The organism is Dactylosporangium sp. NPDC051484, from assembly GCF_040689395.1.
Taxonomy (GTDB): Bacteria; Actinomycetota; Actinomycetes; order Mycobacteriales; family Micromonosporaceae; genus Dactylosporangium.
The window spans coordinates 1-22,924 of the sequence record NZ_JBFAZX010000027.1 but is presented as its reverse complement, the minus strand read 5'-3'; the positions used below and the strand labels follow the sequence as shown (position 1 = coordinate 22,924).

The window sequence follows — 22,924 nt, the reverse complement described above, 5'->3', positions numbered from 1 at the left end:
GGCGGTATGAGGAGCGACGGGGAGGAAGTTCCGGACAGCGGCTGGGCCGGCAACTTCGTCGGCACGCTGCGCGGACTGCTCGACCGTCCGCTGGCGTCGTACTATCTGCTGCTGTCCAGCGTCGGGCTGCTCGTGTTCATCGGCCTGGTCATGGTCTTCTCGGTGACCAGCGTCGACAACTACGCGACCACGGGCAGCCCGTTCACCTCGATCGCCAAGCAGGGGCTCTGGGCGGTGATCGGACTGCTCGCCTTCTGGGTCTGCCAGCGGCTGCCGGTGCGCACCTTCCGCGCCCTGGCGATCCCGCTGCTGCTCGCGTCGTTCCTGCTCATGTCCTTCGTGGACGTGATGGCGTGGCTCGCCGCGCGGCATACGCCGCCCGGTGAGGAGGTGTCGACGATCCATCTCGGGCCGATCTGGGTCTACGACCTCTGGCTGGGTGTCGGCAGCCTGCAGCTGCAGCCGGCCGAGCTGGCCAAGATCGCGCTGGTGGTCTGGGGTGCCGACCTGCTGGTGCGCAAGGGCCGCGCCATCCTGTCCTGGCGCCAGCTGCTCATCCCGCTGTTCCCGGTGACGTTCACCCTGCTGCTGCTCGTCGGCTACAACGACCTCGGCTCGATGATCTGCATGGTCGTGCTCTTCACCGGCCTGCTCTGGGCGGCCGGCGCCCGGCTGCCGCTCTTCGGCTGGCTCGGCGGCTTCTTCGCCGCCGGCGTGGTGGCCCTCATCCTGCTGCCGGCGGACAAGGTCTATCGGTTGGAGCGGCTCAAGGTCTTCTTCGACCCGAGCATCGACCCGAAGGGCGAGCACGGGCGCTACCAGTACCTGCGTGGCCTGTGGGCGGTCGCCGACGGCGGCTGGTTCGGCGTCGGGCTCGGCCAGGGCCACCTGAAGTGGGGCCGGCTGCCCAACGCGCACAACGACTTCATCTTCGCCATCGTCGCCGAGGAGCTCGGCGTGGTCGGCTGCATGGTCGTGCTGCTGCTGTTCGGCATGCTTACGTACACCGGGCTGCGTATCGCCCAGCGGGTCGAGGACCCGTTCCGCCGGCTCGTCGCCGCGTCGATCACGATCTGGTTCGTCGGCCAGGCGATCATCAACATCGGCGGGGTGGTCGGGCTGATGCCGATCACCGGCCTGCCGCTGCCGTTCATCTCCTACGGCGGCAGCGCCCTCGTGGTAGTGCTCGCCGCGGCCGGTATCCTCACCTCCGCCGCCCGGGCCGAGCCGGACTGCGCGCGAGCCATGCATGCCCGTCCACCCCGGAAATGGGTGCGACTACTCTGGGCGCCGTTGCCGCCGCTTCCGCGCCCCCGCGAGGACGGCGACGTTGTGGACCCCTCGACACGCGCGACGGGCCGGCCTTCGGTGAGTCAATCGCCGGACGGGTCGCCCCGCGGAAGGAGCACCTGATGGCAGCGCTGCGCTCGGTGGTGCTGGCCGGTGGAGGCACGGGCGGGCACATCTACCCGCTGCTCGCCTTCGCCGACTGCCTGCGCAGGCACGACCCCGGCGTCCGCATCACCTGCATCGGGTCGCCCAGCGGGATGGAGAACGACCTCATTCCGCAGCGCGGCTACGACCTGCGGCACGTTCCGGCTTACCAACTGCCCCGCTCGGTCAACATGAACCTGGTCCGCACCCCGGACCGGATGTGGAAGGCGGCGCGGGCCACCCGCGAGATCCTCGACGAGGTCAACGCCGACGTCGTGGTCGGCTTCGGCGGTTATGTGTCGGTCCCGGCCTACCTGGCGGCCTGGCGGCGCAAGACGCCGAGCGTGATCCACGAGGTCAACGTGCCCATCGGCGTGGCCAACAAGATGGGCATGCGCTTCACCAAGCACATCGTGCTCGGCTTCCCGCACCAGCGGCAGCAGATGCCGGCGGTGGCGCACGCCGAGGTCGTCGGCGTGCCGTTGCGGCAGAGCATCACCAGGCTGGACCGCGCCGCCCGGCGCGCCGAGGCGCGGGCCCGCTTCGGGCTCGACCCCAACCTGCCGACGCTGTTCGTGTTCGGCGCCTCCTCGGGCGCCCGCTCGATCAACCAAGCGGTGGCCGGCGCCGCGAAGGCGATCACGTCGGCCGGGGTGCAGGTGCTGCACATCATCGGCGCTCGCAACGAGGACTTCGAGGTGCCGGCCGGCCTCGCCGCGCCGTACGTGCGGATCAAGTTCCTCTCCGAGATGGAGCTCGGCTACGCCGCCGGCGACCTGGCGCTGTGCCGCGGTGGCGCGATGACCTGCGCGGAGACCGCGGCGATCGGCATGCCGGCGGTTTACGTGCCGCTGCCGTGGGGCAACGGCGAGCAACGGCGCAATGCGTTGCCGGTGGTCGAGGCCGGGGGAGGCCTGATCGTCGAGGACGGCGACCTGTCGCCCGAGCTCATCTCGGAGACCGTGGTGCCGCTGGTGCGCGACGGCGCCCGGCTCGCCGCGATGAGCCGCGCGGCCGCCGGCTACGGCCGCCGCGACGGCGATGAGGTCCTTCGTCGGTACGTGCTGAAGGTGGTCGGGGAGGCATGAGCAAGCTCACTGCTGAGGAACTTGGCAAGGTCCACCTCGTGGGGGTCGGTGGGGTCGGCATGAGCGGCCTGGCCCGGCTGCTGCTGACCCGCGGCATCCCGCTGTCGGGCAGCGAGCTCAAGGAGTGGCCCCATCTGGCCGCCCTCAAGGCGCTCGGCGGCACGATCTACCGCGTCCACGAGCCGTCCAACCTCGACGGCGTGGACACCGTGGTGTATTCGACGGCCATCCCGAAGGACCACATCGAGCTCGTCACCGCGCGCGAGCGGGGACTGCGGCTGTTGCACCGCTCGGAGGCGCTCGCCGCGACGATGAACGGCCGGCGCAGCGTCGCCGTGGCCGGCACGCACGGCAAGACCACCACCACGTCGATGATCACGCTGATCCTCCAGCACGCCGGGCTGGACCCGTCGTTCGTCATCGGCGGGGAGATCTCCGAGGTCGGCTCCAACGCCCACCACGGCAGCGGCGAGCTCTTCGTGGCCGAGGCCGACGAGAGCGACCGGTCCTTCCTGCTGTACGACCCGCACGTCGCGGTCGTCACGAACATCGACGCCGACCACCTCAACACCTACGGCGACCTGCAGGGCCTCGAGGATGCGTTCGTCGAGTTCTGCGGCCGGGTCGAGCCGGGCGGGTTCGTGGTGACCTGCGCCGACGACGCCGGGGCGATGCGGATGGCGGTGCGCGCCCGCGCGGCCGGCGCGGACGTGGTCACCTACGGCACCGCGCCCGACGCCGACCTGCGCATCAGCGAGGTCCACTCGTCGGCCAACGGCGTGCGCTACGTGGCACACCACGACGGCGTGCCGCTCGGCGAGGTGTTCCTGCCGGTGCCGGGCGCCCACCTCGGGCTCAACTCGGCCGGCGCGATCCTCACCGCACTGCGGCTGGGCGTGCCCGCGCAGACCGCGATCGAGACGCTCGCGACCTTCCCGGGCGTGCGCCGCCGGTTCGAGTTCAAGGGCGCCGAGGCGGGGGTGCGGGTCTACGACGAGTACGCGTATCACCCGGTGCCGATCGCGGCGGCGCTGCGCACGCTGCGCGAGGTGGCCGGCGAGGGGCGCCTCGTCGTGGTCTTCCAGCCCTACCGGGTGTACCGCACCCGGGACTTCCAGGCCGAGATCGCCGCGGGCCTGTCGCTCGCCGACGAGGCCGTGATCATGGAGGTCTTCGGCCCCGGCGAGGTCCGCGAGCCGGGGGAGGGCGGGGTGGCGCTCACCGCCGCCGTCGACCTGCCCGCGGACCGCAAGGTGTTCGTGCCCTCCTGGGAGGACGTGCCCGGTGAGGTCGTCGCCCGGGTCCGCGAGGGCGACGTGGTCGTCACGATGGGCGCACCGCCGATCTCGCTCATGGGCGACGAACTGCTCGCCGCGCTCAAGGGTGAGGGCGAACCCGATGGGTACGTTGGCCGGCACTCCCGGGTCGACGACTGAGGACTGATCGCCTGTGACCCAGACGCGCGGATGGCGGCTCGTCCTGGCCCCTCGCGACGCCCCGCAGTCGGTGCGGCGCTTCGCCAAGCGGGCCAGGCGGCACCGCCTCCGCGCGGCGCTGCCCTGGCTGGTGGCGCTGGGCGTGGCCGCGCTGCTCGGCGGGGCGGCGGCGATCGTCTACCTCACCCCGGCGCTCGGCGTCGAGCGGATCGAGGTCACCGGCGTGTCCGTCCTCGACCCCGATGCCGTACGCCGGGCGGCGGCCGTCCCCGACGGCACCCCGCTCGCCCGGCTCGACCTGGGCGCCGTGGGGCGGCGGGTCCGGCAGCTCAAACCGGTGCGCGCGGCGACCGTCTCGGCCCGTTACCCGCACACGCTCGCCATCACCGTGCAGGAGCGCACGGCGGTGGCGGTGGTGCCCAAGGCCGGCGGGTACACGCTGCTGGACGCCGAAGGCGTGGCGTTCCATCCGGTCGACGTGTCCCCGCCCGGGCTGCCGGTGATCCGCGTCGCCCAGCCCGAGCCCGGCGACGCCACCACGGCCGGCGCGCTGACCGTGCTCGCCGCGCTGCCGCCGGTGGTGCGTGAGCAGATGGTCGCGCTCGTCGCCGAGTCGCCGACCCGGATCCGGCTGGAGCTGACCGACGGCCGGCTGGTGGTGTGGGGCGACGCGACGCAGAACGCGGCGAAGGTGCGCGTGCTGGGGCTCACGAAGATCGAGCCGGGCCACACCCTCGACGTGAGCGCGCCCGGCGTGGTCCTGGAGAAATGAGCCCTCGAGGCCCTCGCGTGGGGGGCGCCGCCAGGACCAGGTCGTGCCGGTCTCGTGGGTGCTTCCGCGGATGATCAAGGAGACTGCCCGTCACAAGGGGCCCCTCGATACCGTTAGGGAAATCGTCGACAGCGTCGTGGCGATTAGCCGACACGCCGAGGCACGGTCCTTGGATCACGACAGTCATGCCTTTACCTTGCGATAAGGCATTAGTTGACATAACTATAAGCCTCTAGTAAAGGGTGAGGGTTTGCGGGACCCCCATCCGGTGCGTTCGCATTTGGCGGACGCCGCCCGTCGCGGGGTCGGGCTCGGGACAGGTCCCACCGCGGGGCCGGACCGGGTTACCAGTTCGACGACTCCGGACAGGAACGGCGCTCGCCAACCTCGAAAGGAAAGGTGGTCCGATGACACATCCGCACAACTATCTCGCGGTCATCAAGGTCGTCGGCATCGGCGGCGGCGGGGTCAACGCCGTCAATCGCATGATCGAGGTTGGCCTGAAGGGCGTCGAGTTCATCGCGATCAACACCGACGCCCAGGCCCTGCTGATGAGCGACGCCGACGTCAAGCTCGACGTCGGCCGGGAACTGACCCGCGGGCTGGGTGCGGGCGCCAATCCCGATGTCGGCAAGAATGCGGCCGAAGACCACCGGGACGAGATCGAAGAGGTGCTCAAGGGCGCCGACATGGTCTTCGTCACCTGCGGCGAGGGCGGCGGCACCGGCACCGGCGGGGCGCCCGTCGTGGCCAACATCGCGCGAAAGCTCGGCGCGCTGACCATCGGCGTGGTAACCCGGCCGTTCTCGTTCGAGGGCAAGCGCCGGCAGGTGCAGGCCGAGGCGGGCATCGAGGAGCTGCGCAATCAGTGCGACACGCTCATCGTGATCCCCAACGACCGGCTCCTGGCGCTGGGGGACCGCGGCATCAGCATGATGGACGCCTTCCGCCAGGCCGACCAGGTCCTGCTCTCCGGTGTTCAGGGCATCACCGACCTGATCACCACGCCGGGCCTGATCAACCTCGATTTCGCCGACGTCAAGAGCGTCATGAGCGGCGCCGGGAGCGCGCTCATGGGCATCGGCAGCGCCCGCGGGGACAACCGCGCGGTCGAGGCCGCCGAGTCGGCGATCTCCAGCCCGCTGCTGGAGCAGAGCATGGACGGCGCGCGCGGCGTGCTGCTGTCCATCGCCGGCGGGTCCGACCTGGGCCTGTTCGAGATCAACGACGCGGCGCAGCTGGTCACCGACGCCGCACACCCGGACGCGAACATCATCTTCGGCGCGGTCATCGACGACGCGCTCGGCGACGAGGTGCGCGTCACGGTCATCGCGGCGGGGTTCGACGGGGGTGCCCCGGCGTACCGGCCGGTCGAGGCGCGTGCACCGCGCCCGACGCACGGCGGCCAGCACGGCCAGCCCAAGGAGGCTCCGGCGCCGGAGCGTCAGGCCCCACCGCCGCCCCGGCGGGTGCTCTTCGACGACGTCGACGTGCCGGACTTCCTCAAGAACGGCGCCTGATTGATCTCTGCTTGAATTAGGTAGGCCGCCCCGGCGGCCTACCTAATCGGCATATTCGGAGGGTTCCCGTGGACGCGCGCACGTCGGAGATCGCGGCCAATCTCGCGGCGGTGCGGGAGCGGATCACGGCGGCCTGCCGGGCCGCCGGGCGTGAGCCGGATTCGGTCACGCTCGTGGCGATCACGAAGACCTATCCCGCCGAGGACGTGGCGCGCCTTGCCGGCCTGGGCGTGCTCGACGTGGGCGAGAACCGCGACCAGGAGGCCGCCCCGAAGGCGGCGGCCGTTTCCGGGGTGCGCTGGCACTTCGTCGGGCAGTTGCAGCGCAACAAGGCGCGGTCGGTGGTGAGCTACGCCGACGTCGTGCACTCGGTGGACAGCCTGCGCCTGGCCGACGCGCTGACCGACGCCGCCGTGCGGGCCGGGCGGGAGACCCCGCTCGGCGCGCTGGTGCAGGTCAGCCTGGACGACGACGAGCGGCGCGGCGGCGCGGTCACGGGCGCGGTGGAGAAGGTGGCCGAGGCGATCGCAGCCAGCCCGGCGCTGCGACTGCACGGGGTCATGGCGGTGGCGCCGCTGGGCTGGGAGCCCGGCGAGGCATTCGCGCGCCTCGCCGCGATCTCCTCCCGGATTCAGCAGCGCTTTTGCGGGCCCGACGGCGTGCCGGACTGGATTTCCGCGGGTATGAGCAACGACCTTGAATCCGCGATTCTGCATGGCTCGACACATGTCCGTGTCGGTAGCGCATTGCTCGGAAAACGCACCCCGCTGGGGTAGCCTGACCGCGGTAACGGAAAAACTACACGGGTGTGGTTCTGCGCCGGCGGGGCGATGTCGCACGACGTGATCGGTGGCACGGACGACCGGGGGGAAGTGCCGCATGGCGGTGGACGGAGGAGCGCGTATGGGTGCTCTGCGCAGGGCGGGCGTCTGGCTCGGCCTCGTCGAGGACGAGGATGATCGTGGCTACGACGACCGTCACTACCGATACGGCGACGACCTCCTCGACGACGACGAGGAGGTCGATGAGGTGCCCGCGCCGCGCGCCCGGACGGCGTCGGAGCGGCTCGCGGCCTCGGAGCGCCTGTCGGTCTCCGAGCGCTTGAGCGCATCTGATCGCCTGAGCGCATCTGATCGTTTGAGCGCGTCCGAGCGCCTCTCGTCCGAACGGCTGTCGGCGTCGGAGCGGCTCGAGGCGAGCGCCGCGAGCCGGACGAGCACCGTGCGCTCGATCACGCGCCCGAGCGCGTCGGTCAGCTATCCGACTCGCGACAATCTCGCGCTCACCCCGTCGAGCTCACTCCGGGAGCGTCCTTCGGTGGAGGAAGACAACGACGACCGCCGTTACGCGATCACCACGCTGCACCCCACGACCTACAACGAGGCACGCACGATCGGTGAGCACTTCCGGGACGGCGTTCCGGTGATCATGAACCTCACCGAAATGGACGAGGCGGACGCCAAACGTTTGGTGGACTTCGCGGCGGGCCTGGTGTTCGGGCTGCGTGGTAACTTCGAGCGGGTGACCAACCGAGTCTTCCTGCTCTCTCCGGCAAACGTCCAGGTCACTGCGGAGGACAAAGCCAAGATCGCCGAGGGCGGGTTCTTCAACCAGAGCTGATGCGAGGACTTCAACGGCCGTGGTGTCCATCACCTTGCAGATCCTGCATCTGCTGCTTTACCTCTTCCTGGTGGTGCTCCTCGCACGCTTCGTGATGGGCTACGTCATCCAGTTCGGACGTCGCTGGCAGCCCGGCCGGGGCGCGGCGGCGGCGCTGGAAGTGGTGTGGAGCGTCACCGATCCGCCGCTCAAAGCGTTGAGGCGGGTGATTCGGCCGTTGCGTATTGGTACCGTGGCCGTGGACCTGTCCTCGCTTGTGCTGCTGGTTATCCTGTTCGTGCTGATGTACGTCGTGTTAGGGCGGCTGATCGAGGCGTTCTCGTGACACGCACCGCTCGGCGGCTTCGCGGCCGCAACTGACCCGAGGAGTTTCGATGCCGCTGACCCCGGCCGACGTTCACAACGTCGCCTTCAAGAAGCCCCCCATCGGCAAACGGGGTTACGACGAGGAGGAGGTCGACGCCTTCCTCGACGAGGTCGAGCGCGAGCTCGCCCGGCTGATCGAAGAGAACAACGAGCTGCGCGCGCAGCTCGAGCGCGGTGGCGGCCCGGCGCGTGTCGCGCCCGGTGGCGGTGGCGATCCCCGCCTCGCCGCGGAGCTCGCCGATCTCAAGACGCAGTTCGAGCGCGTTCAGCGGGAGAAGTCGTCCGCCGAGGCGGCCGCCCGCGGCATGCAGCAGGAGCTCGACCAGATCCGTGCGCAGGGCGGCGCCACGGGCAGTGGCGGCGACGGCGAGCAGCAGGCGCTGCGCGTCCTCATGATGGCCCAGCGCACCGCGGACGACCACGTGTCCGACGCCCGCCGTGAGGCTGACAAACTCCTCTCCGAGGCCCGCACCAAGGCCGAGGAGGTCACCCGCGACGCGCGGGCGAAGGCCGACGCGCTCGAGCGCGACGCCCGCCAGCGTCACCAGGAGGCCATGGGCGGCCTCGACGCGAAGCGCACCGCGCTGCAGAAGCACATCGAGGAGCTCAAGCAGTTCGAGCGGGAGTACCGCACGCGCCTCAAGGCCTACCTGGAGAGCCAGCTGCGCGACCTCACCGGCCGTGAGCAGAGCCTCGAGGCCGAGATGGCCGCGCGCAACGAAAGCGCGGCGCGTCCGGCAGTCGGCGGCGGCCTGGCCGCGGCCGGCCTCGCCAGCGGCTACGAGGGCGCCGGTCGCTGATCGCCGCGAGCCAGGTCCGAGGCGACGCGGCACATCACCCGCACGAGTGAACCGAACAGCACACGGCACACACAGCATACGGCCGGCCGGCACGCGCGGCCGGTCGACGCGACACACGGCGCCCCAGTCGAATTTCGACTGGGGCGCCGGTCGTTTGCCGGAGACTTCCGGCGGGCTCGGTCGTTGTACCGGCTGAGAGACACTCGCCCGGGGAGGCTCCGCACTCGCACCGGGATCGCCTTTTGTGGAGGGACAGGTCCGTGATCGTCGGAAGCGTGCTGCTGATCGTGGTGGCCGTCGGCCTGCTGGTGCTGGGATTGGTGCAGGGGTCGGACGCACTGCTGGTGGCGTCGATCGGCGCGAGCCTGCTGGCCGCGGTGGCGCTGATCGTCGGTGGCCGTCAGGCCGCGGCGGAGCGCTCGGCCGGCACCACCCGCACCGGGCGGCAGGTGCCCGAGGAGCGCTACGACCCGCTCGCCTCCCACCTGGGCGTCGAGGATCTCGACCTGTCGGGCTCCAGCGAGTTCGGCCGGCGCGCCGAGCGGCAGGCGGTCGGCGCGGGCGTCCGCACGGGGACCACCTACGGCACCATCGCCGGCGGCCTGTCCGCCGCGCACGAGACCGCGACGATGGCACAGGAGCCCGCCATCGCATCGCCGGGCGACGACGAGCAGGGCCGATACGAGGAGTACCCGTCCGGCTACGGACGTGTCAACGGAGCCCTCGCGTACGACGACGGTGACGATGACGAGTTCGACGACGAGGACCCGGCGGACGAGCCGCCGATCCAGCACTCCTCGGCGGCAGACCTGGCCCGGATCGCCACGCTGGACGCCGAGGTCCTGGTGATCGACGGCCGCCCGCGCTACCACGTGCCCACCTGCCCGCACCTGCTGGGCCGCGAGCACGAGCCGTTGCCGGCGCACGAGGCGGTTGAGCTGGGCTTCACCCCGTGCAGCGCCTGCGCCCCCAACGACGTCCTGCTCGCCGCCCGCCGCTGACCGGCCCGGCCGGACCAATTTCGCCGGGCGGAGGATCGACCTCGTTCGACTGAAGCCTCACAATGAGGCATGGCCACCATCGCGATCCGTGTCAGGCCGGGTGCGTCGCGCACCGCGGTCGGCGGCAGCCACCCCGGGCCCTACGGGCCGGCGGTGATCGTCGCGGTGGGCGCCCGGCCGGTGGAGGGGCAGGCGACCGAGGCGGCACTGCGGGCCCTCGCCGGCGCGATCGGGGTGCGCCGGTCCGCGCTGCGGCTCAAGGCCGGCGCCGCGAGCCGTGACAAGCTGGTCGAGCTCGCCGATCCGCCCGAAGACCTGCCGGAGCGGGTCGCCGAGCTGCTGGCGGGACGCCGTTGAGTCACGAGCTCAACATCGCGCTGCTCGTCAGCGCGGCCGTCCTGCTGGTGTGCGTCGGTGCGGTGCGGCTGTCGGTCCGGCTGGGGCTGCCCAGCCTCCTGGTGTACCTGCTGCTCGGCCTCGTGATCGGCGACGCCGGCCTCGGCATCCGGTTCGCCGACGCCGAGCTGACCCGCACGCTCGGCATCTGCGCGCTCGTCGTGATCATCGCCGAGGGCGGGCTGACGGCCCGCTGGTCGACGCTGCGGCCGGTGCTCGGGCCGGCGCTGGTGCTCTCCACGCTCGGCGTGCTCGTCAGCGTCGCGGTGGTCGGCGCGGTCGTCCACGCGGCGCTCGGGGTGGGCTGGCAGCAGGCGCTGCTCTACGGCGCGGTGCTGTCCTCGACCGACGCCGCGGCCGTGTTCTCCACGCTGCGCCGGGTGCCGGTGCGCCCGCGCCTGGCCGCGCTGCTGGAGGCGGAGTCCGGGATCAACGACGCACCGGTGGTCATCCTGGTCGTGCTGCTGTCCACGCCGCTGGCCAGCCAGGCGCCCTGGTACGAAGAGCTCGCCCTGGTCGGCTACGAGCTCGTGGCCGGCGCCGCGATCGGGCTGCTGGCCGGGTTCGGCGGTGCCTGGGCACTGCGCCGCGCGGCGCTGCCCTCGGCGGGCCTGTATCCGCTCGCCGCGATCGGGCTGACCGTGCTCGCCTACGCCGCCGGGGCGGTCGCGCACGCCTCGGGGTTCCTCGCCGTGTACGTCACCGGCGTCGTGCTCGGCAACGCCCGCCTCCCGCACCGGCGGGCCATGCTCGGCTTCGCCGACGGCCTGGCCTGGCTGGCCCAGATCGGGCTGTTCGTGCTGCTGGGCCTGCTCGCCTCGCCGAGCGAACTGGGCGGCGCTGTGGTCACCGCGCTGGTCGTCGGCCTGGTGCTGGTGCTGCTGGCCCGCCCCCTGTCGGTACTGCTGAGCGCTGCTCCGTTCGCGTTCACCCGCTCCGGTTTCGGCTGGCGCGACCAGGCCTTCCTGTCCTGGGCCGGCCTGCGCGGGGCGGTGCCGGTCGTGCTCGCCACGATCCCGCTCTCGGCCGGCATGCCCGGGGCGCAGAACCTGTTCAACGTGGTGTTCGTGCTGGTGGTGATCTACACGGCGGCGCAGGGCATGACGCTGCCCCCGGTGGCGCGCCGGCTGGGCGTCACCGCGCCGGCCGAACCGACGGACCTGCAGGTCGAGGCGGCACCGCTGGAGCGCATGCGAGCCGATCTGCTACAGGTCGAGGTGCCTGCGGGCTCGAAGCTCAACGGGGTGCACGTGGACGAGTTACGATTGCCTGTCGGTGCGGTCGTGACGCTCGTGTTGCGCGACGGCGGTGCGTTCGTGCCGGCGCCCGAGACTCGTCTGAAGACCCGCGACAGCCTCCTGATCGTCACCACCGAGCAGGTGCGCGACGCTGCGGAGCAACGGCTGCGGGCCGTGAGCAGGCGCGGAAGACTCGCCCGCTGGTTTGCCGAACATGGCGAGGATCGGCGCCAATAACTGACCCAATTGGCCTGAATGCGTGTGTCGCGTTTGTCGGACGCGTGTACATTCCGTATTCTTGCCAGCCACTGGAGTGCGCGACGCGTGTCGCGCGCCCATTTTGCATCTGGGGGAGCCATGGCCGAGCGGGCTGATGCCGTGCCGAAAGGCCGGTCAGCGAGCGGTGCCGGGCGGGGCAGTGCCACCGATGTGACGGGAGCTACCACTGTGACAAGAACACAGAAAGCCGCTGCTCGGCAAGCCGGGACCACCACCGCAACGTCGTCCCGGGCCAAGAGCGGCAACGTCACGAAAGCCACATCGGCCAGAAAGGCCACCAAGCGGACGGCGGCGCCGGCCGAGAGGACTTCCGGCCGCAACGCCGCGAACGACAGCACCACCAGCACCAGGAAAGCGCCGACCACGTCAATCGCCGCCCGTGCGGCCGAGGGAGCCACGATGGCCAAGACCGCAGAACCGAAGACCACCGCGGCCAAGACCGCTGGGGCGAAGCTCTCCCATGGCACGCGCACCGCAGCCGAGACCGAGAAGATCCGCGTCGCGCTGATCGAGCGCCGCGACGAGCTCAAGTCGGAGCACGACCAGACGCTGCTTGAGATCCACGAGTTGCAGCAGCACCGCCTGACCGACTCCGCCGGGGACGACCAGGCCGACACCGGCACGAAGACCGGGGAGCGCGAGCAGGAGATCACCATCGCCAACAACCTGGCCGAGCGCATCTCGCAGGTCGAGCGGGCGCTGGAGCGGCTCGACGAGGGCGGCTACGGCTGGTGTGAGAAGTGCGGCAACCCCATCCCGGTCGAGCGCCTGGCCGCGTTCCCGTCCGCTACGCTCTGCGTCACCTGCAAGCAGTTGGAGGAGCGGCGCTGACCACCCAGGATCCCACCCAGGATCGGACCGAGCCCGAGCCCGAGCGCCAGGCTCGGTCGCGAGCCCAAGCCTGGGCCGTCTTCGGCTTCATCGCGGTCGCGGTCATCGCGATCGACGTGGCCGTCAAGCAGTGGACCACCTCGACCATCGCCCACGGCGAGCCGGTGAAGCTCTTCGGCGGCCTGATCTACGTCATCTACACGCGTAACAGCGGGGCGGCGTTCAGCATGCTGCCCAACCAGACGTGGATCTTCCCGCTCATCGCGTTCGGCGTGATCGCGTGGCTGTTCTGGATGATCAAGGGCACCGCGTCGGCCGCATGGGCGGTGGCGCTGGGCTTCGTCCTCGGCGGCGCGGCCGGCAACCTCGGCGACCGGTTGTTCCGGGCGCCCGGGCCGTTCCGTGGGCACGTGGTCGACATGTTCAGCTTCCTGGACGACCACGCGGGGCACTTCCCGGTGTTCAACATCGCGGACTCGGCGCTGACGGTCGGGGTGATCCTGGCGATCCTGCTGGAGTTCACGGGGCGCCGCCGCGACGGAACGAGGGCCAGGCGCGATGCGTGAGGTCCGCTCGCTGCCGGTGCCCGACGGGCTGGACGGCACGCGGCTCGACCAGGCGCTCACCAGGCTCTTCGGGTTCAGCCGCACCGCGGCGGCAGACCTGGTCGAGGCGGGCGACGTCTGCGTCGACGGTGAGGTCCGCTCGAAGTCGGACAAGGTGCGCGCCGGGGCCTGGCTGGAGGTCACCCTGCCGCCCCCGCCGAGCGCGGTAGTGATCGAGGCGGTGCCGGTCGCCGGGCTGGTCATCGTTTACAGCGACGACGACATCGTGGTGGTCGACAAGCCGGTCGGCGTGGCGGCGCACCCCAGTCCCGGCTGGACCGGCCCGACCGTGATCGGCGGGCTGGCGGCGATGGGGCAGACGGTCGCCACCAGCGGCGCGGCGGAGCGACAGGGGGTCGTGCACCGGCTCGACGTCGGCACGACCGGGCTCATGGTGGTGGCCAAGAGCGAGCTCGCATACAGCGTCCTCAAGCGCGCCTTCAAGGCTCGCGAGGTGGAGAAGCGGTATCACGCCATCGTCCAGGGCCACCCGGACCCGCTGCGCGGCACGATCGACGCGCCGATCGACCGGCACCCGAGCCACGACTACAAGTTCGCCGTGGTCTCCGGCGGGCGGCCGAGCATCACCCATTACGACACGATCGAGGCGTTCCCCGCGGCCAGCCTGCTCGACATCAGGCTGGAGACCGGGCGCACACACCAGATCCGGGTGCACTTCTCGGCGCTGCGCCACCCCTGCGTGGGCGACCTGACCTACGGCGCGGACCCCACGCTCGCCGGCCGGCTGGGGCTGTCCAGGCAGTGGCTGCACGCCCGGCAGCTGGGATTCGAGCATCCGAGCACCGGTGAGCAGGTGTCGTTCGTCAGCGAGTATCCCGCCGACCTGGCGGCGGCGCTCGATGTGCTGAGCGCCGCCGCGTAACAGGTTCAGACCAGCGTCACGTCGTCGACGTAGATCGTTCCGGTGCCGTACCAGCCGTGCACCCACACCTTGATCGAGGTGGAGCTGCCGGTGCTGACGGTGACGGTCAGCTTGGTCCAGGACGAGCCGCCCTGCGTCCAGGTGCTCACGTCGCCGGACGCCGTGGTGGCGCCCAGGAACGCGTAGCTGCCCTGCACCCAGGCGCTCAGCGTGTACGTGCGGTTGGCCTGGACGGCGACCGTCTGGCCGCACTGCGCGGTGTCCGAGCTCGACGCGGCGGCCTTGAGGGCCTTCGTGCCGCCGTGCACGGGCGTGGTGACGATGCCGCACAGGCTGCCGGACCACGGGGCGAGGCCGCCGGTCTCGAAGTTGCCGTTGACCAGGCCGCCCGCGGGCGGGGCGCTCTGGCTCGGGATCGGCGAGGTGCTGCGGGAGGGGCTCGGCGAGCTCGTTGCCCCGCCGCCGCTGGTGAACGGGGCGAAGACGTGCGAGAAGTCCCAGGTTTTCTGGGAGATGCCGGAGCAGTTGTCCGCGGCCGCACCGCCCGGGCAGCCGCCGTTGTCGCGCTGCAGGGCCCAGAACGACAGCTCGGCGATGCCCTGCTGGGTCGCCCAGCTGTACACGGCGCCCGCGTCGGCGAGGGTGAAGGTCTCACCCGGGCCGAAGTCGTCGACGCCGATCATCTCGGTGACGCCGATCATGCTCCACAGCTGCGCGTTGGTCTTGCCGGGGTACAGCTGCTGCAGTTGAGCGCGCAGCCCGTTCGACGCCGTCTTGGTGTCGTTGGCCATCTGGTGCTGCGGCTGGTTGTCGTAGTAGTCGAACGTCATCTGGTTGACGATGTCGACCCGGGCGTTGTTGGCCACCGCGTTGCGCAGCACCGCGAGGCCGCTCTCGGCGAGTCCGCTCGTGGTGGTCGGCAGGGTGTACACGAACTGGATGCTCCGGCCGTTGGCCGCCGCCCAGTCCTCGACGATCTTGATCGCCTTGTTCCGCCGGTCGATGCCGGCGGTGTTGGTCAGCGAGTTGTCCTCGACGTCCAGGTCGATCCGCGTGACGTCGTAGGTGGTGATGACCTTCTCGAACTGCGCCGCGATCTGGTTGACGTCGGTGCAGCTGTCGGCGATCTCGGTGCCGCCGTTGTCGGCCGCGTAGCCGCCGAACGAGGGGATCACGTCGCCGCCGCGGGCGCGGACGGCGGCGATGTCGCTGCCGAACGTGGCGTTGGCGATCGGCATGCCGGTGTCGCCGTTCCAGTACACGGTGCATGAGCCCTGGCTGGCGGTCTGGATGAACGCCATCGTGAGGTACTTGGCGCCGGACTGCTGGGACAGGCCGTTGAGGCTGTCGCCGTTGTACGCCTGGAAGTACGGGGCGAAGACGTGGGCGGGGATCGCGGCCGCCGCCTGGGCGGACGGCGTGACGGCAAGGGCGATCCCGGCAGCGGTGAGCGCTACCGCGGCGGCTGTGGTCGCACGGATCGTGGTCGATCTGCGCATGGGACCTCTTCTCGGGCGGGTTTCGGTCGGGGGAGGATCTGTTAGTAAACCTTCCTGATAGAAATCCTTCCATGCCTTGATGTCAAGACCCCGTGAGTCGCCCTTAAGGAAGCGCGTGCGAGGCTGACGTGGCGATGAAGCGGCTCCAGCAACTCGACCAGCGCGCTCTCTCGCCGGTCGGCGACGTCCTCGCCCGGATCTTCCGCGGCGCCCAGCGCCTGCGGGCGTTCACCGTCGTCATCGGCGTACTCGCGGTGACCGTGGCGCTGCTCGCGGTGCACCGGTCGGATCGCCCCCGCAGCGACCCGTCGCTGGGCGACGTGCTGCGCGTCGGGGTCGCGCAGGGCGCGTCGATCCCGGCGTATGTGCAGGCCGGCCGCGACGAGCTGACCGCGCTGCCGGGCGACGCGCCGGTCTACGCGCTCGTGTCCTTCGCCACCTACCTGGCGCCCGAGCGGCTCGCCCCGGTGCTCGCGGACGTCGCGGTGTCGAGCGTCTTCGCCCGGCTGCCGCTGCCGAGAACGCAGACCGAGCTCGTCCGGCTCGGCGCGTACCGGCTGCCCGACGACGTGATCGCGGCCATGGACGAGACGGCCCGGCGCAAGCGCGAGGAAGCGGGCCGCTATCGCGAGCTGCTCGCCCGAGCCGGCGACGCGTCCAGCGAGACGCGCGACATGTACGTTTCCGGCGCGAGCGTCGCCGACAAGGAGGCCACCGCCTACAGCGAGCACTGCTCATGCGTGTATGCCGCCGTCGTGTACGCCCCACCGGCCGCCCTGCGCGCCGTCGCCGCCCGGCCCGAGACCCGCGTCGTCGACCCGATCACCGATCTGCAACGCCTCGATCGCACAGTGTTCCTGCCCCCGTTGCCCGAGCAGACCACGATCGCGGAACCGGTGCGCGAGGTGGCCGAGCCGGCGGCCGCGTCCTCCGGTCCGTCCTGAGGCGATATCCCTTCGGCCTGTCGTGCAGTTGATGCGGGGGATGGGCGCGCAGGTGTGGTCCGAATAGTGTTCGGTCCGTAGCCTGGGGTACGACTTTTTGGCGCGCGGGTGTGAGGGAGGGCCAAGCGTGGCTGAGCGCGATGCCGGTTGGGACAGGTCGGCGGAGCCGGCTCCCCGATGGCGCTCGCTGCTCGACCGGGCCCTGCTGGGCCGGGCGAGCCCGAGTGATCTGGATTACGACGGCCGGTTCGAACAACCCGCGGACCCGTATCCGCCCTCGCGGCCCTACGATGACGAGCCAATGCGAACTAGCAACGGCACCCGGCCCTACGACGCGGCGCCCCGCCCCGGCGGGCCCGTGCGGCGCGGCCCCATGGTCGAGTATCAAGCCCGCCCGGCCGACCCGACCGAGCAGATGGTGCAGGTGCTCCGCCAGGAGATCCCCACCCCGAAGGTGCTGGCCTTCGCCAACCCCAAGGGCGGCGTGCACAAGACGACCGCGACGGTGCTGACCGCCGCCACCATCGGCAGCGTCCGCGGCAAGGGTGTCATCGCGTGGGACGACAACGAGCTGCGCGGCACGCTCGGCCTGCGGGCCGGCAGCGCGCGGCACGCCCGCACCATCCGGCACCTGATCGCCGACCTGGTCCGGGTCGAGCACGCGACCGGCTACGACCTCTACGACATGCTCGACGACTACCTGCGGCACGCCTCCGACGGCTCCTACGACGTGCTCGCCGGTGAGGAGAACCCCCGCTTCGCGCAGCGTCTCGACCCGCACACGGTGCGTCGCGTGCTCGAGCTGCTGCGCCGCACCCATGACGTGATCTGCGTCGACACCGGCAACAACGTGGAGAGCCCCAACTGGCAGACCGTGCTGCATGCCGCGGACCAGCTGGTGGTCACGAGCGTGCCGCGCGAGGACGCCGCGTTCACCGCCGACTGGATGCTCGACCTGCTCGACGAGGCGGGCATGGAGGATCTCGTCGCCAACGCGGTGACCCTGCTGTCCTGCCCGACGCCCAACCCGACCTCGCTCATCGACGACCTGGCCGGGCACTTCCGCACCCGGACCAGGGCCGTCGTGGTGGTGCCCTACGACCCGGCGCTGGAGAGCGGCTCCAACATCGAATATCCGATGCTCGCGCCGGCGACCAAGCGCGCCTGGCTGCGGGCGACCGCGGTCATGATGGACCCCTACGCCCGGTGAGCTCGCCGATCGCCCGCGCGAAGACCTCTTCGTGCCGGGCGGATCATGTCGTGGAGTTTCTCGAAAATGTCGTACCCCGGCGATAGGTTCGGGGCCGTGGGGGAGTCCTTCGTACATCTGCACGTGCACACCGAGTATTCGATGCTCGACGGTGCGGCGCGCCTAGGCCCGCTGTTCGCCGAGGCGGCCCGGCTCGGCCAGCCGGCGCTGGCCATGACCGACCACGGCAACATGTTCGGCGCCCACGACTTTTACCACCAGGCCGTCCGGGCCGGGATCCGGCCGATCCTCGGCGTGGAGGCCTACCTGACGCCCGGCACCCATCGGCGCGACCGGACCAGGGTGCGGTGGGCCGACGGCGGGGAGAACGACGTCTCAGGCGGCGGCGCCTACACCCACCTGACACTCCTGGCCGCCGACGCCACCGGGCTGCGCAACCTGTTCCGGCTGTCGTCGCTGGCCAGCCTCGAGGGGTATTTCTACAAGCCGCGCGCCGACCGGGAACTGCTGCAACGGCACGCGCCGGGGGTGATCGCCACGACCGGCTGCCCGTCGGGGGAGATTCAGACCTGGCTGCGCATCGGCGACTTCGAGCGCGCCTGCGCGGCCGCCGGCGAGCTGCGCGACATCTTCGGCGCCGGCAACCTCTACCTGGAGCTCATGGATCACGGCCTCGGCATCGAGACCCGGGTCCGCGCCGACCTGCTGCGCCTCGGCAAGCGGCTCGGGCTCACCCCCGTGGCCACCAACGACCTGCACTACACCTTCGCCGGCGACGCCGACGCCCACGAAGCGCTGCTCGCCGTGCAGTCGGCGACCACGCTCGCCGACCCGAAGCGCTTCAAGTTCGACGCCCGCGACTTCTACCTCAAGTCCGCGCAGGAGATGCGCCGGATCTGGGACGCCGAGGTCCCCGGCGCCTGCGACGCGACGCTGGCCATCGCCGAGCGGATCGGCGACTACGCCGAGGTCTTCGCGGCACGCAGCCTCATGCCGAGCTTCCCGGTGCCACCCGGCGAGACCGAGGACTCCCACCTGCGCGCCGAGGTCGGCCGCGGCCTCGCCCGGCGGTTCCCGGGTGGGGTGCCCGAGCCGCACGCCCGGCAGGCCGACTATGAGCTCTCCGTGATCACCGGCGCCAGCCTCGCGGGCTATTTCCTCGTCGTGGCCGACCTCGTGGCGCACGCCCACCGCGAGGGCATCCGGGTCGGCCCCGGCCGCGGCTCGGCGGCCGGCTCACTGGTCGCCTTCGCGCTGGGCATCACCGAGCTCGACCCGATCGCGCACGGGCTGCTCTTCGAGCGCTTCCTCAACCCGGAGCGCCCGAGCATGCCCGACATCGACATGGACTTCGACGAGCGCCGACGCGGCGAGATGATCCGCTACGCGACCGAACAGTATGGCGCCGACCACGTCTCGCAGATCATCACCTACGGCACGATCAAGGCGAAGGCCGCCGTCAAGGACGCCGCGCGCGTGCTGGGCTTCCCGTTCTCCCTCGGCGAGCGGATCAGCAAGGCCGTGCCGCCGCCGGTGCTCGGGCGCGACATGCCGCTGTCCGGGGTGTTCGATCCGGCCCACTCGCGGCACAAGGAGGGCGGCGAGCTGCGCCGGCTCTACGAGTCCGAGCCCGAGGTGCGCACCGTCGTCGACACCGCCCGCGGGCTGGAGGGGCTCAAGCGCCAGTGGGGCGTGCACGCCGCCGGGGTCATTCTGTCCCGCGAGCCGCTCCTCGACGTGCTGCCGATCCAGCGGCGCGAGCAGGACGGCGCGATCATCACCCAGTGGGACATGGGCGCCTGCGAGGCGATGGGCCTGCTCAAGATGGACTTCCTCGGCCTGCGCAACCTCACGATCCTCGACGACGCGATCGAGGCGATCCGCCACAACCGGGGGGTCGACGTCGTCATCGAGGACGCGCCGCTGGACGACACGCCGACGTATGCGCTGCTGTCGCACGGCGACACGCTCGGCGTCTTCCAGTTCGACGCCACGCCGGTCCGCCAGCTGCTGCGCGCGATGGCGCCCGACAGCTTCGCGGACATCTCCGCGGTCGGCGCGCTCTACCGGCCCGGGCCGATCGCCGCCAACGCGCACAACGAGTATGCCGACCGCAAGAACGGCCGCCGCCCGGTCACACCCATCCACCCCGAGCTGGCCGAGCCCCTCGCGGACATCCTCGGCGACACCTATGGCCTGATCGTCTACCAGGAGCAGGTCATGGCGATCGCCCAGCGGGTCGCCGGCTACACCCTCGGCGCCGCCGACCGGCTGCGGCGGGCGATGGGCAAGAAGAAGAAGGAGATCCTGGACGAGGAGTTCACCCTGTTCGCGCCGGCCATGCGCGAGCGGGGCTATTCCGAGGGCGCGATCCGCACCCTGTGGGACATCCTCGTGCCGTTCTCCGACTACGCGTTCAACAAGGCGCACAGCGTGGCCTATGGGCTGGTGGCGTACTGGACGGCGTATCTCAAGGCCAACTACCCGGCCGAGTACATGAGCGCCCTGCTCACCTCGGTCGGTGGCGACAAGGACCGCTCCGCCGTCTACCTCGCCGAGTGCCGGCACATGGGCATCCGGGTCCTGCCGCCCGACGTCAACTCCTCGCAGGGCCGCTTCGCCGCCGACGGCGCCGACATCCGCTTCGGCCTCGGCGCGATCCGCAACGTCGGCCCCGCCGCGGTCGCGGCGATCATCCGGGCTCGCCGGGAGAAGGGGGCGTATGCCGACTTCTACGACTTCCTGGCCAAGGTCGACCAGGTGGTCTGCAACCGCAAGACCATCGAGTCGCTCATCAAGGCGGGCGCGTTCGACTCCTTCGGCCACTCCCGCCGCGGCCTGCTCAGCGTCCACGCCGACGCCCTCGACGCGGTCATGGACATCAAGCGCAACGAGGCCATGGGGCAGTTCGACCTGTTCGGCGCCCCGTTCATGAGCGCCCCACCGGTCCCGGCCATGGAGTGGGACAAGCCGGAGCGGCTCGCCTTCGAGCGCGAGATGCTCGGCCTCTACGTCTCCGACCACCCGCTGCGCGGCCTGGAGCACGTGCTGCGGCGCTCCGCCGACCGGCCGATCGCCGTGCTCGCCGAGGAGGGCGCCGTTCCCGACGGCGCCGTCGTCCGCCTCGCCGGCATCCTCTCCGGCGTGCAGCGCAGGGTCACCCGGCAAGGGCGGCCGTGGGCGTCGGCGGTGCTGGAGGACCTGGACGGCAGCGTCGAGGTGATGTTCTTCCCCGACACGTATGAGCTCGTCGACCAGTGGGTGGCCGAGGACGCCGTCGTGGCGGTGAAGGGGCGGGTGGACCGGCGGGAGGAGGCGCCGCGGCTGATGGCCATGGACCTGACGCTGCCCGACCTGACCCTGCCCCCGCCGGTCGGCGACACCCAGCCTTCCGGGCATCCTGGATATTCCGCTGGCTCGGCAGGTTTGCCCGATTCCACCGGTTCGCCGGGTTCTGGGGGTGCGGCGGACTCGCTTGCCGGGTCGGGCCTCGCGCCTGGCAGGATGGGATCGTGAGCGTCGCGCCGATTTCGCCCGTCGAAGAGCCGGAGGCCTCCGGGCCGGCGCGCGAGCCGATCGGGCGGGAGGTGTTGTCCGCCCTCGTCGTCGCCGTGGTGATCGCCGGCCTGGGTGCGCCGTTCGGCCTGCTGTGGGCGATGCTCGCGCCGAACGTGGAGCTCGTGCAGACCCAATACGGTCCGTATCCCGTCGAGGGCGAGCCCGAGGGCTACTGGGCCGACGACGGATGGTTCATCCTGATGTCGCTGGCGATGGGCGCCCTGATCGCCGTCGTCGCCTGGCTGCTGCTGCGCCGCTACCGGGGCCCGATCGTCCTGGCCGCCCTGGTGGTGGGCTCGGCCGGCGCCTCGGTCCTGGGCGCGTGGCTCGGCAACAAGGTCGGCTGGGCGCACTACATCGACCTGGCCGAGAGCGCCCCGGTCGGCACCCACATGTTCCGCCCGGTGAAGCTGCGCACGGGCACGTCGAGCCTGCTGTTCGGCTTCATCCCGTGGGTGCGTGGCACGCTGCTCGTCCAGGCCCTGGCGGCCGGCGCGGTGTATACGGGCCTGGCCGGCTTCCATGCCTCCCCGACGCTGCGCTACGACAACATGCCCGTCGAATACCTGGACCAGCCCGCCGGGCCCTACCCGACCGCGAGCCATCCGGATCAGCCTCAGCCGGGTGTCGGCGACCAGCCGGGGCCGGCCCATCCGGGTTCGCCTTCACCGGGCTCGTTCGGTCCACCCGCGCCGGCCTCGTTCGGCTTGCCCGGGTCCTCTCCGGCCTCGTCCGGTCAGCTCGCGGACTCGCCGGACCTGTCGGTGCCCGCGTTGCCGCCGCCGGGAGCCAGCTGGGCCGACCCTGGGGCGCCTCCATCGCCCGAGGCTCCGCGGCCCGACGCCCCGTCCTGGCCGGGGCCCGGCTCGTCCTTCCCGCCGGTCGCGCCCGCATCTTCACATCAGCCCGAACCACCGCGCTCCTGACCCGGACTCGTGTCCCCCGGCCAGGCCTGGCCTCGGGTCTCGGTCTGACCTGGGTTCGCGCCCCTGGCGGGCCTTGGTCTGCCGAGCTGGGTGCGTGGCCGTGGCCGTGGCCGTGGCCTCGGTCTGGTCCGGGGTTCGTGCCTCTAGCGGGCCTTGGTCTGCCGGCCTGGGTGCGTGGTCGCGGCCTTGGTCTTGGTCTGGCAGGGGTTCGCGCCCCAAGCCGGTCTCGGTCCACCGAGCTGGGTGCGTGGCCGCGGCCCGGCCTCGGTCTGACCTGGGTTTGTGCCGCAGCCAGGCCTCGGCCTGACCAAGAGCGACCGTCAAATGGCTGGTAGCGGCCGCCCGCGAGCAACGTTTCCGTGATCATGCGCCTGGCGTCCACGATGCGCGGGGTCCTGCATGATCACGGAGTGAACGTGCCGACAACGCCGTTGCGTTTGGTGATTGGCGGCGGTGTCAAGGGGGCCTGCAGATGCGAACGGGACTTCTGGTAGATCAACTTGTGTCGAGCAACTTGA

The 22,924-nt window shown here is 71.2% G+C and carries 18 protein-coding genes and 3 pseudogenes; 20 read left to right on the top strand and 1 reads right to left on the bottom strand.

The features are described from left to right. The first annotated feature begins 6 nt into the window (after positions 1 to 6). The 16 genes and pseudogenes from AB0367_RS30815 to AB0367_RS30740 all read left to right on the top strand — a co-directional run bounded on the left by AB0367_RS30815 (position 7) and on the right by AB0367_RS30740 (position 14,269). Positions 7 to 1,413, top strand: a complete 1,407-nt coding sequence (locus tag AB0367_RS30815) for a putative peptidoglycan glycosyltransferase FtsW (RefSeq protein WP_366229981.1) — start codon at positions 7 to 9, stop codon at positions 1,411 to 1,413. Further along, positions 1,413 to 2,522 carry an undecaprenyldiphospho-muramoylpentapeptide beta-N-acetylglucosaminyltransferase gene (gene murG, locus AB0367_RS30810; protein WP_366229980.1) on the top strand — a complete coding sequence of 370 codons (1,110 nt, stop codon included), beginning with the start codon at positions 1,413 to 1,415 and terminating at the stop codon, positions 2,520 to 2,522. The genes AB0367_RS30815 and murG overlap by 1 nt, the downstream gene beginning before the upstream one ends. Continuing rightward, positions 2,519 to 3,958 carry a UDP-N-acetylmuramate--L-alanine ligase gene (murC, locus tag AB0367_RS30805; protein ID WP_366229979.1) on the top strand — a complete coding sequence of 480 codons (1,440 nt, stop codon included), beginning with the start codon at positions 2,519 to 2,521 and terminating at the stop codon, positions 3,956 to 3,958. Before murG ends, murC begins: the two co-directional genes overlap by 4 nt. A 13-nt stretch (positions 3,959 to 3,971) precedes the next feature. Beyond that, positions 3,972 to 4,730 (top strand): FtsQ-type POTRA domain-containing protein, encoded by a 759-nt coding sequence (locus AB0367_RS30800; protein WP_366229978.1) that lies wholly within the window; start codon positions 3,972 to 3,974, stop codon positions 4,728 to 4,730. Positions 4,731 to 4,767: 37 nt separating this feature from the next. Continuing rightward, positions 4,768 to 4,935 (top strand): annotated as a pseudogene (locus AB0367_RS30795) (DUF664 domain-containing protein); the annotation flags it as partial. A 202-nt stretch (positions 4,936 to 5,137) separates the two neighbouring features. After that, complete coding sequence (gene ftsZ, locus AB0367_RS30790; RefSeq protein ID WP_366229977.1) at positions 5,138 to 6,250, top strand: cell division protein FtsZ; 1,113 nt, start codon at positions 5,138 to 5,140, stop codon at positions 6,248 to 6,250. 68 nt (positions 6,251 to 6,318) lie between these two features. After that, positions 6,319 to 7,026 carry a YggS family pyridoxal phosphate-dependent enzyme gene (locus AB0367_RS30785; RefSeq protein WP_366229976.1) on the top strand — a complete coding sequence of 236 codons (708 nt, stop codon included), beginning with the start codon at positions 6,319 to 6,321 and terminating at the stop codon, positions 7,024 to 7,026. A 127-nt stretch (positions 7,027 to 7,153) separates the two neighbouring features. Beyond that, the gene (gene sepF, locus AB0367_RS30780) at positions 7,154 to 7,870 is read left to right on the top strand and encodes a cell division protein SepF (protein ID WP_366229975.1); all 717 of its coding nucleotides are present in this window, start codon (positions 7,154 to 7,156) and stop codon (positions 7,868 to 7,870) included. Positions 7,871 to 7,889: 19 nt separating this feature from the next. Then, positions 7,890 to 8,195: a YggT family protein gene (locus AB0367_RS30775; protein WP_366229974.1), complete on the top strand. Its 306-nt coding sequence runs from the start codon at positions 7,890 to 7,892 to the stop codon at positions 8,193 to 8,195. Between the two features lie 49 nt (positions 8,196 to 8,244). After that, positions 8,245 to 9,036 (top strand): DivIVA domain-containing protein, encoded by a 792-nt coding sequence (locus tag AB0367_RS30770; protein ID WP_366229973.1) that lies wholly within the window; start codon positions 8,245 to 8,247, stop codon positions 9,034 to 9,036. A 260-nt stretch (positions 9,037 to 9,296) separates the two neighbouring features. Beyond that, complete coding sequence (locus AB0367_RS30765; protein ID WP_366229972.1) at positions 9,297 to 10,037, top strand: hypothetical protein; 741 nt, start codon at positions 9,297 to 9,299, stop codon at positions 10,035 to 10,037. Positions 10,038 to 10,106: 69 nt separating this feature from the next. Then, positions 10,107 to 10,394 (top strand): DUF167 domain-containing protein, encoded by a 288-nt coding sequence (locus tag AB0367_RS30760; protein ID WP_366229971.1) that lies wholly within the window; start codon positions 10,107 to 10,109, stop codon positions 10,392 to 10,394. Further along, complete coding sequence (locus tag AB0367_RS30755; protein WP_366229970.1) at positions 10,391 to 11,908, top strand: potassium/proton antiporter; 1,518 nt, start codon at positions 10,391 to 10,393, stop codon at positions 11,906 to 11,908. Before AB0367_RS30760 ends, AB0367_RS30755 begins: the two co-directional genes overlap by 4 nt. A gap of 441 nt (positions 11,909 to 12,349) precedes the next feature. Then, positions 12,350 to 12,781 carry a TraR/DksA family transcriptional regulator gene (locus tag AB0367_RS30750; RefSeq protein WP_366229969.1) on the top strand — a complete coding sequence of 144 codons (432 nt, stop codon included), beginning with the start codon at positions 12,350 to 12,352 and terminating at the stop codon, positions 12,779 to 12,781. Between the two features lie 62 nt (positions 12,782 to 12,843). Then, positions 12,844 to 13,347, top strand: a pseudogene (gene lspA, locus AB0367_RS30745) (signal peptidase II); the annotation flags it as partial. Further along, complete coding sequence (locus AB0367_RS30740; protein WP_366229968.1) at positions 13,340 to 14,269, top strand: RluA family pseudouridine synthase; 930 nt, start codon at positions 13,340 to 13,342, stop codon at positions 14,267 to 14,269. The pseudogene lspA and the gene AB0367_RS30740, both read left to right, overlap by 8 nt. 5 nt (positions 14,270 to 14,274) lie before the next feature. Here the strand turns inward: AB0367_RS30740 and AB0367_RS30735 are convergent, their stop codons facing one another. After that, positions 14,275 to 15,768 (bottom strand): carbohydrate binding domain-containing protein, encoded by a 1,494-nt coding sequence (locus AB0367_RS30735; protein WP_366229967.1) that lies wholly within the window; start codon positions 15,766 to 15,768, stop codon positions 14,275 to 14,277. A 134-nt stretch (positions 15,769 to 15,902) separates the two neighbouring features. Here AB0367_RS30735 and AB0367_RS30730 point away from each other — a divergent pair, with 134 nt between their 5' ends. From AB0367_RS30730 to AB0367_RS30715, 4 genes and pseudogenes are all read left to right on the top strand, one after another. Continuing rightward, on the top strand, positions 15,903 to 16,712 hold the full coding sequence (locus AB0367_RS30730) for a hypothetical protein (RefSeq protein WP_366229966.1): 810 nt from the start codon (positions 15,903 to 15,905) through the stop codon (positions 16,710 to 16,712). A 127-nt stretch (positions 16,713 to 16,839) separates the two neighbouring features. Further along, positions 16,840 to 17,922 carry an AAA family ATPase gene (locus AB0367_RS30725; RefSeq protein WP_366229965.1) on the top strand — a complete coding sequence of 361 codons (1,083 nt, stop codon included), beginning with the start codon at positions 16,840 to 16,842 and terminating at the stop codon, positions 17,920 to 17,922. A 96-nt stretch (positions 17,923 to 18,018) separates the two neighbouring features. Then, positions 18,019 to 21,282, top strand: a pseudogene (gene dnaE / locus AB0367_RS30720) (DNA polymerase III subunit alpha); the annotation flags it as partial. A 152-nt stretch (positions 21,283 to 21,434) separates the two neighbouring features. Then, positions 21,435 to 22,406 carry a DUF2567 domain-containing protein gene (locus AB0367_RS30715; RefSeq protein ID WP_366229964.1) on the top strand — a complete coding sequence of 324 codons (972 nt, stop codon included), beginning with the start codon at positions 21,435 to 21,437 and terminating at the stop codon, positions 22,404 to 22,406. Positions 22,407 to 22,924 lie beyond the last annotated feature (518 nt).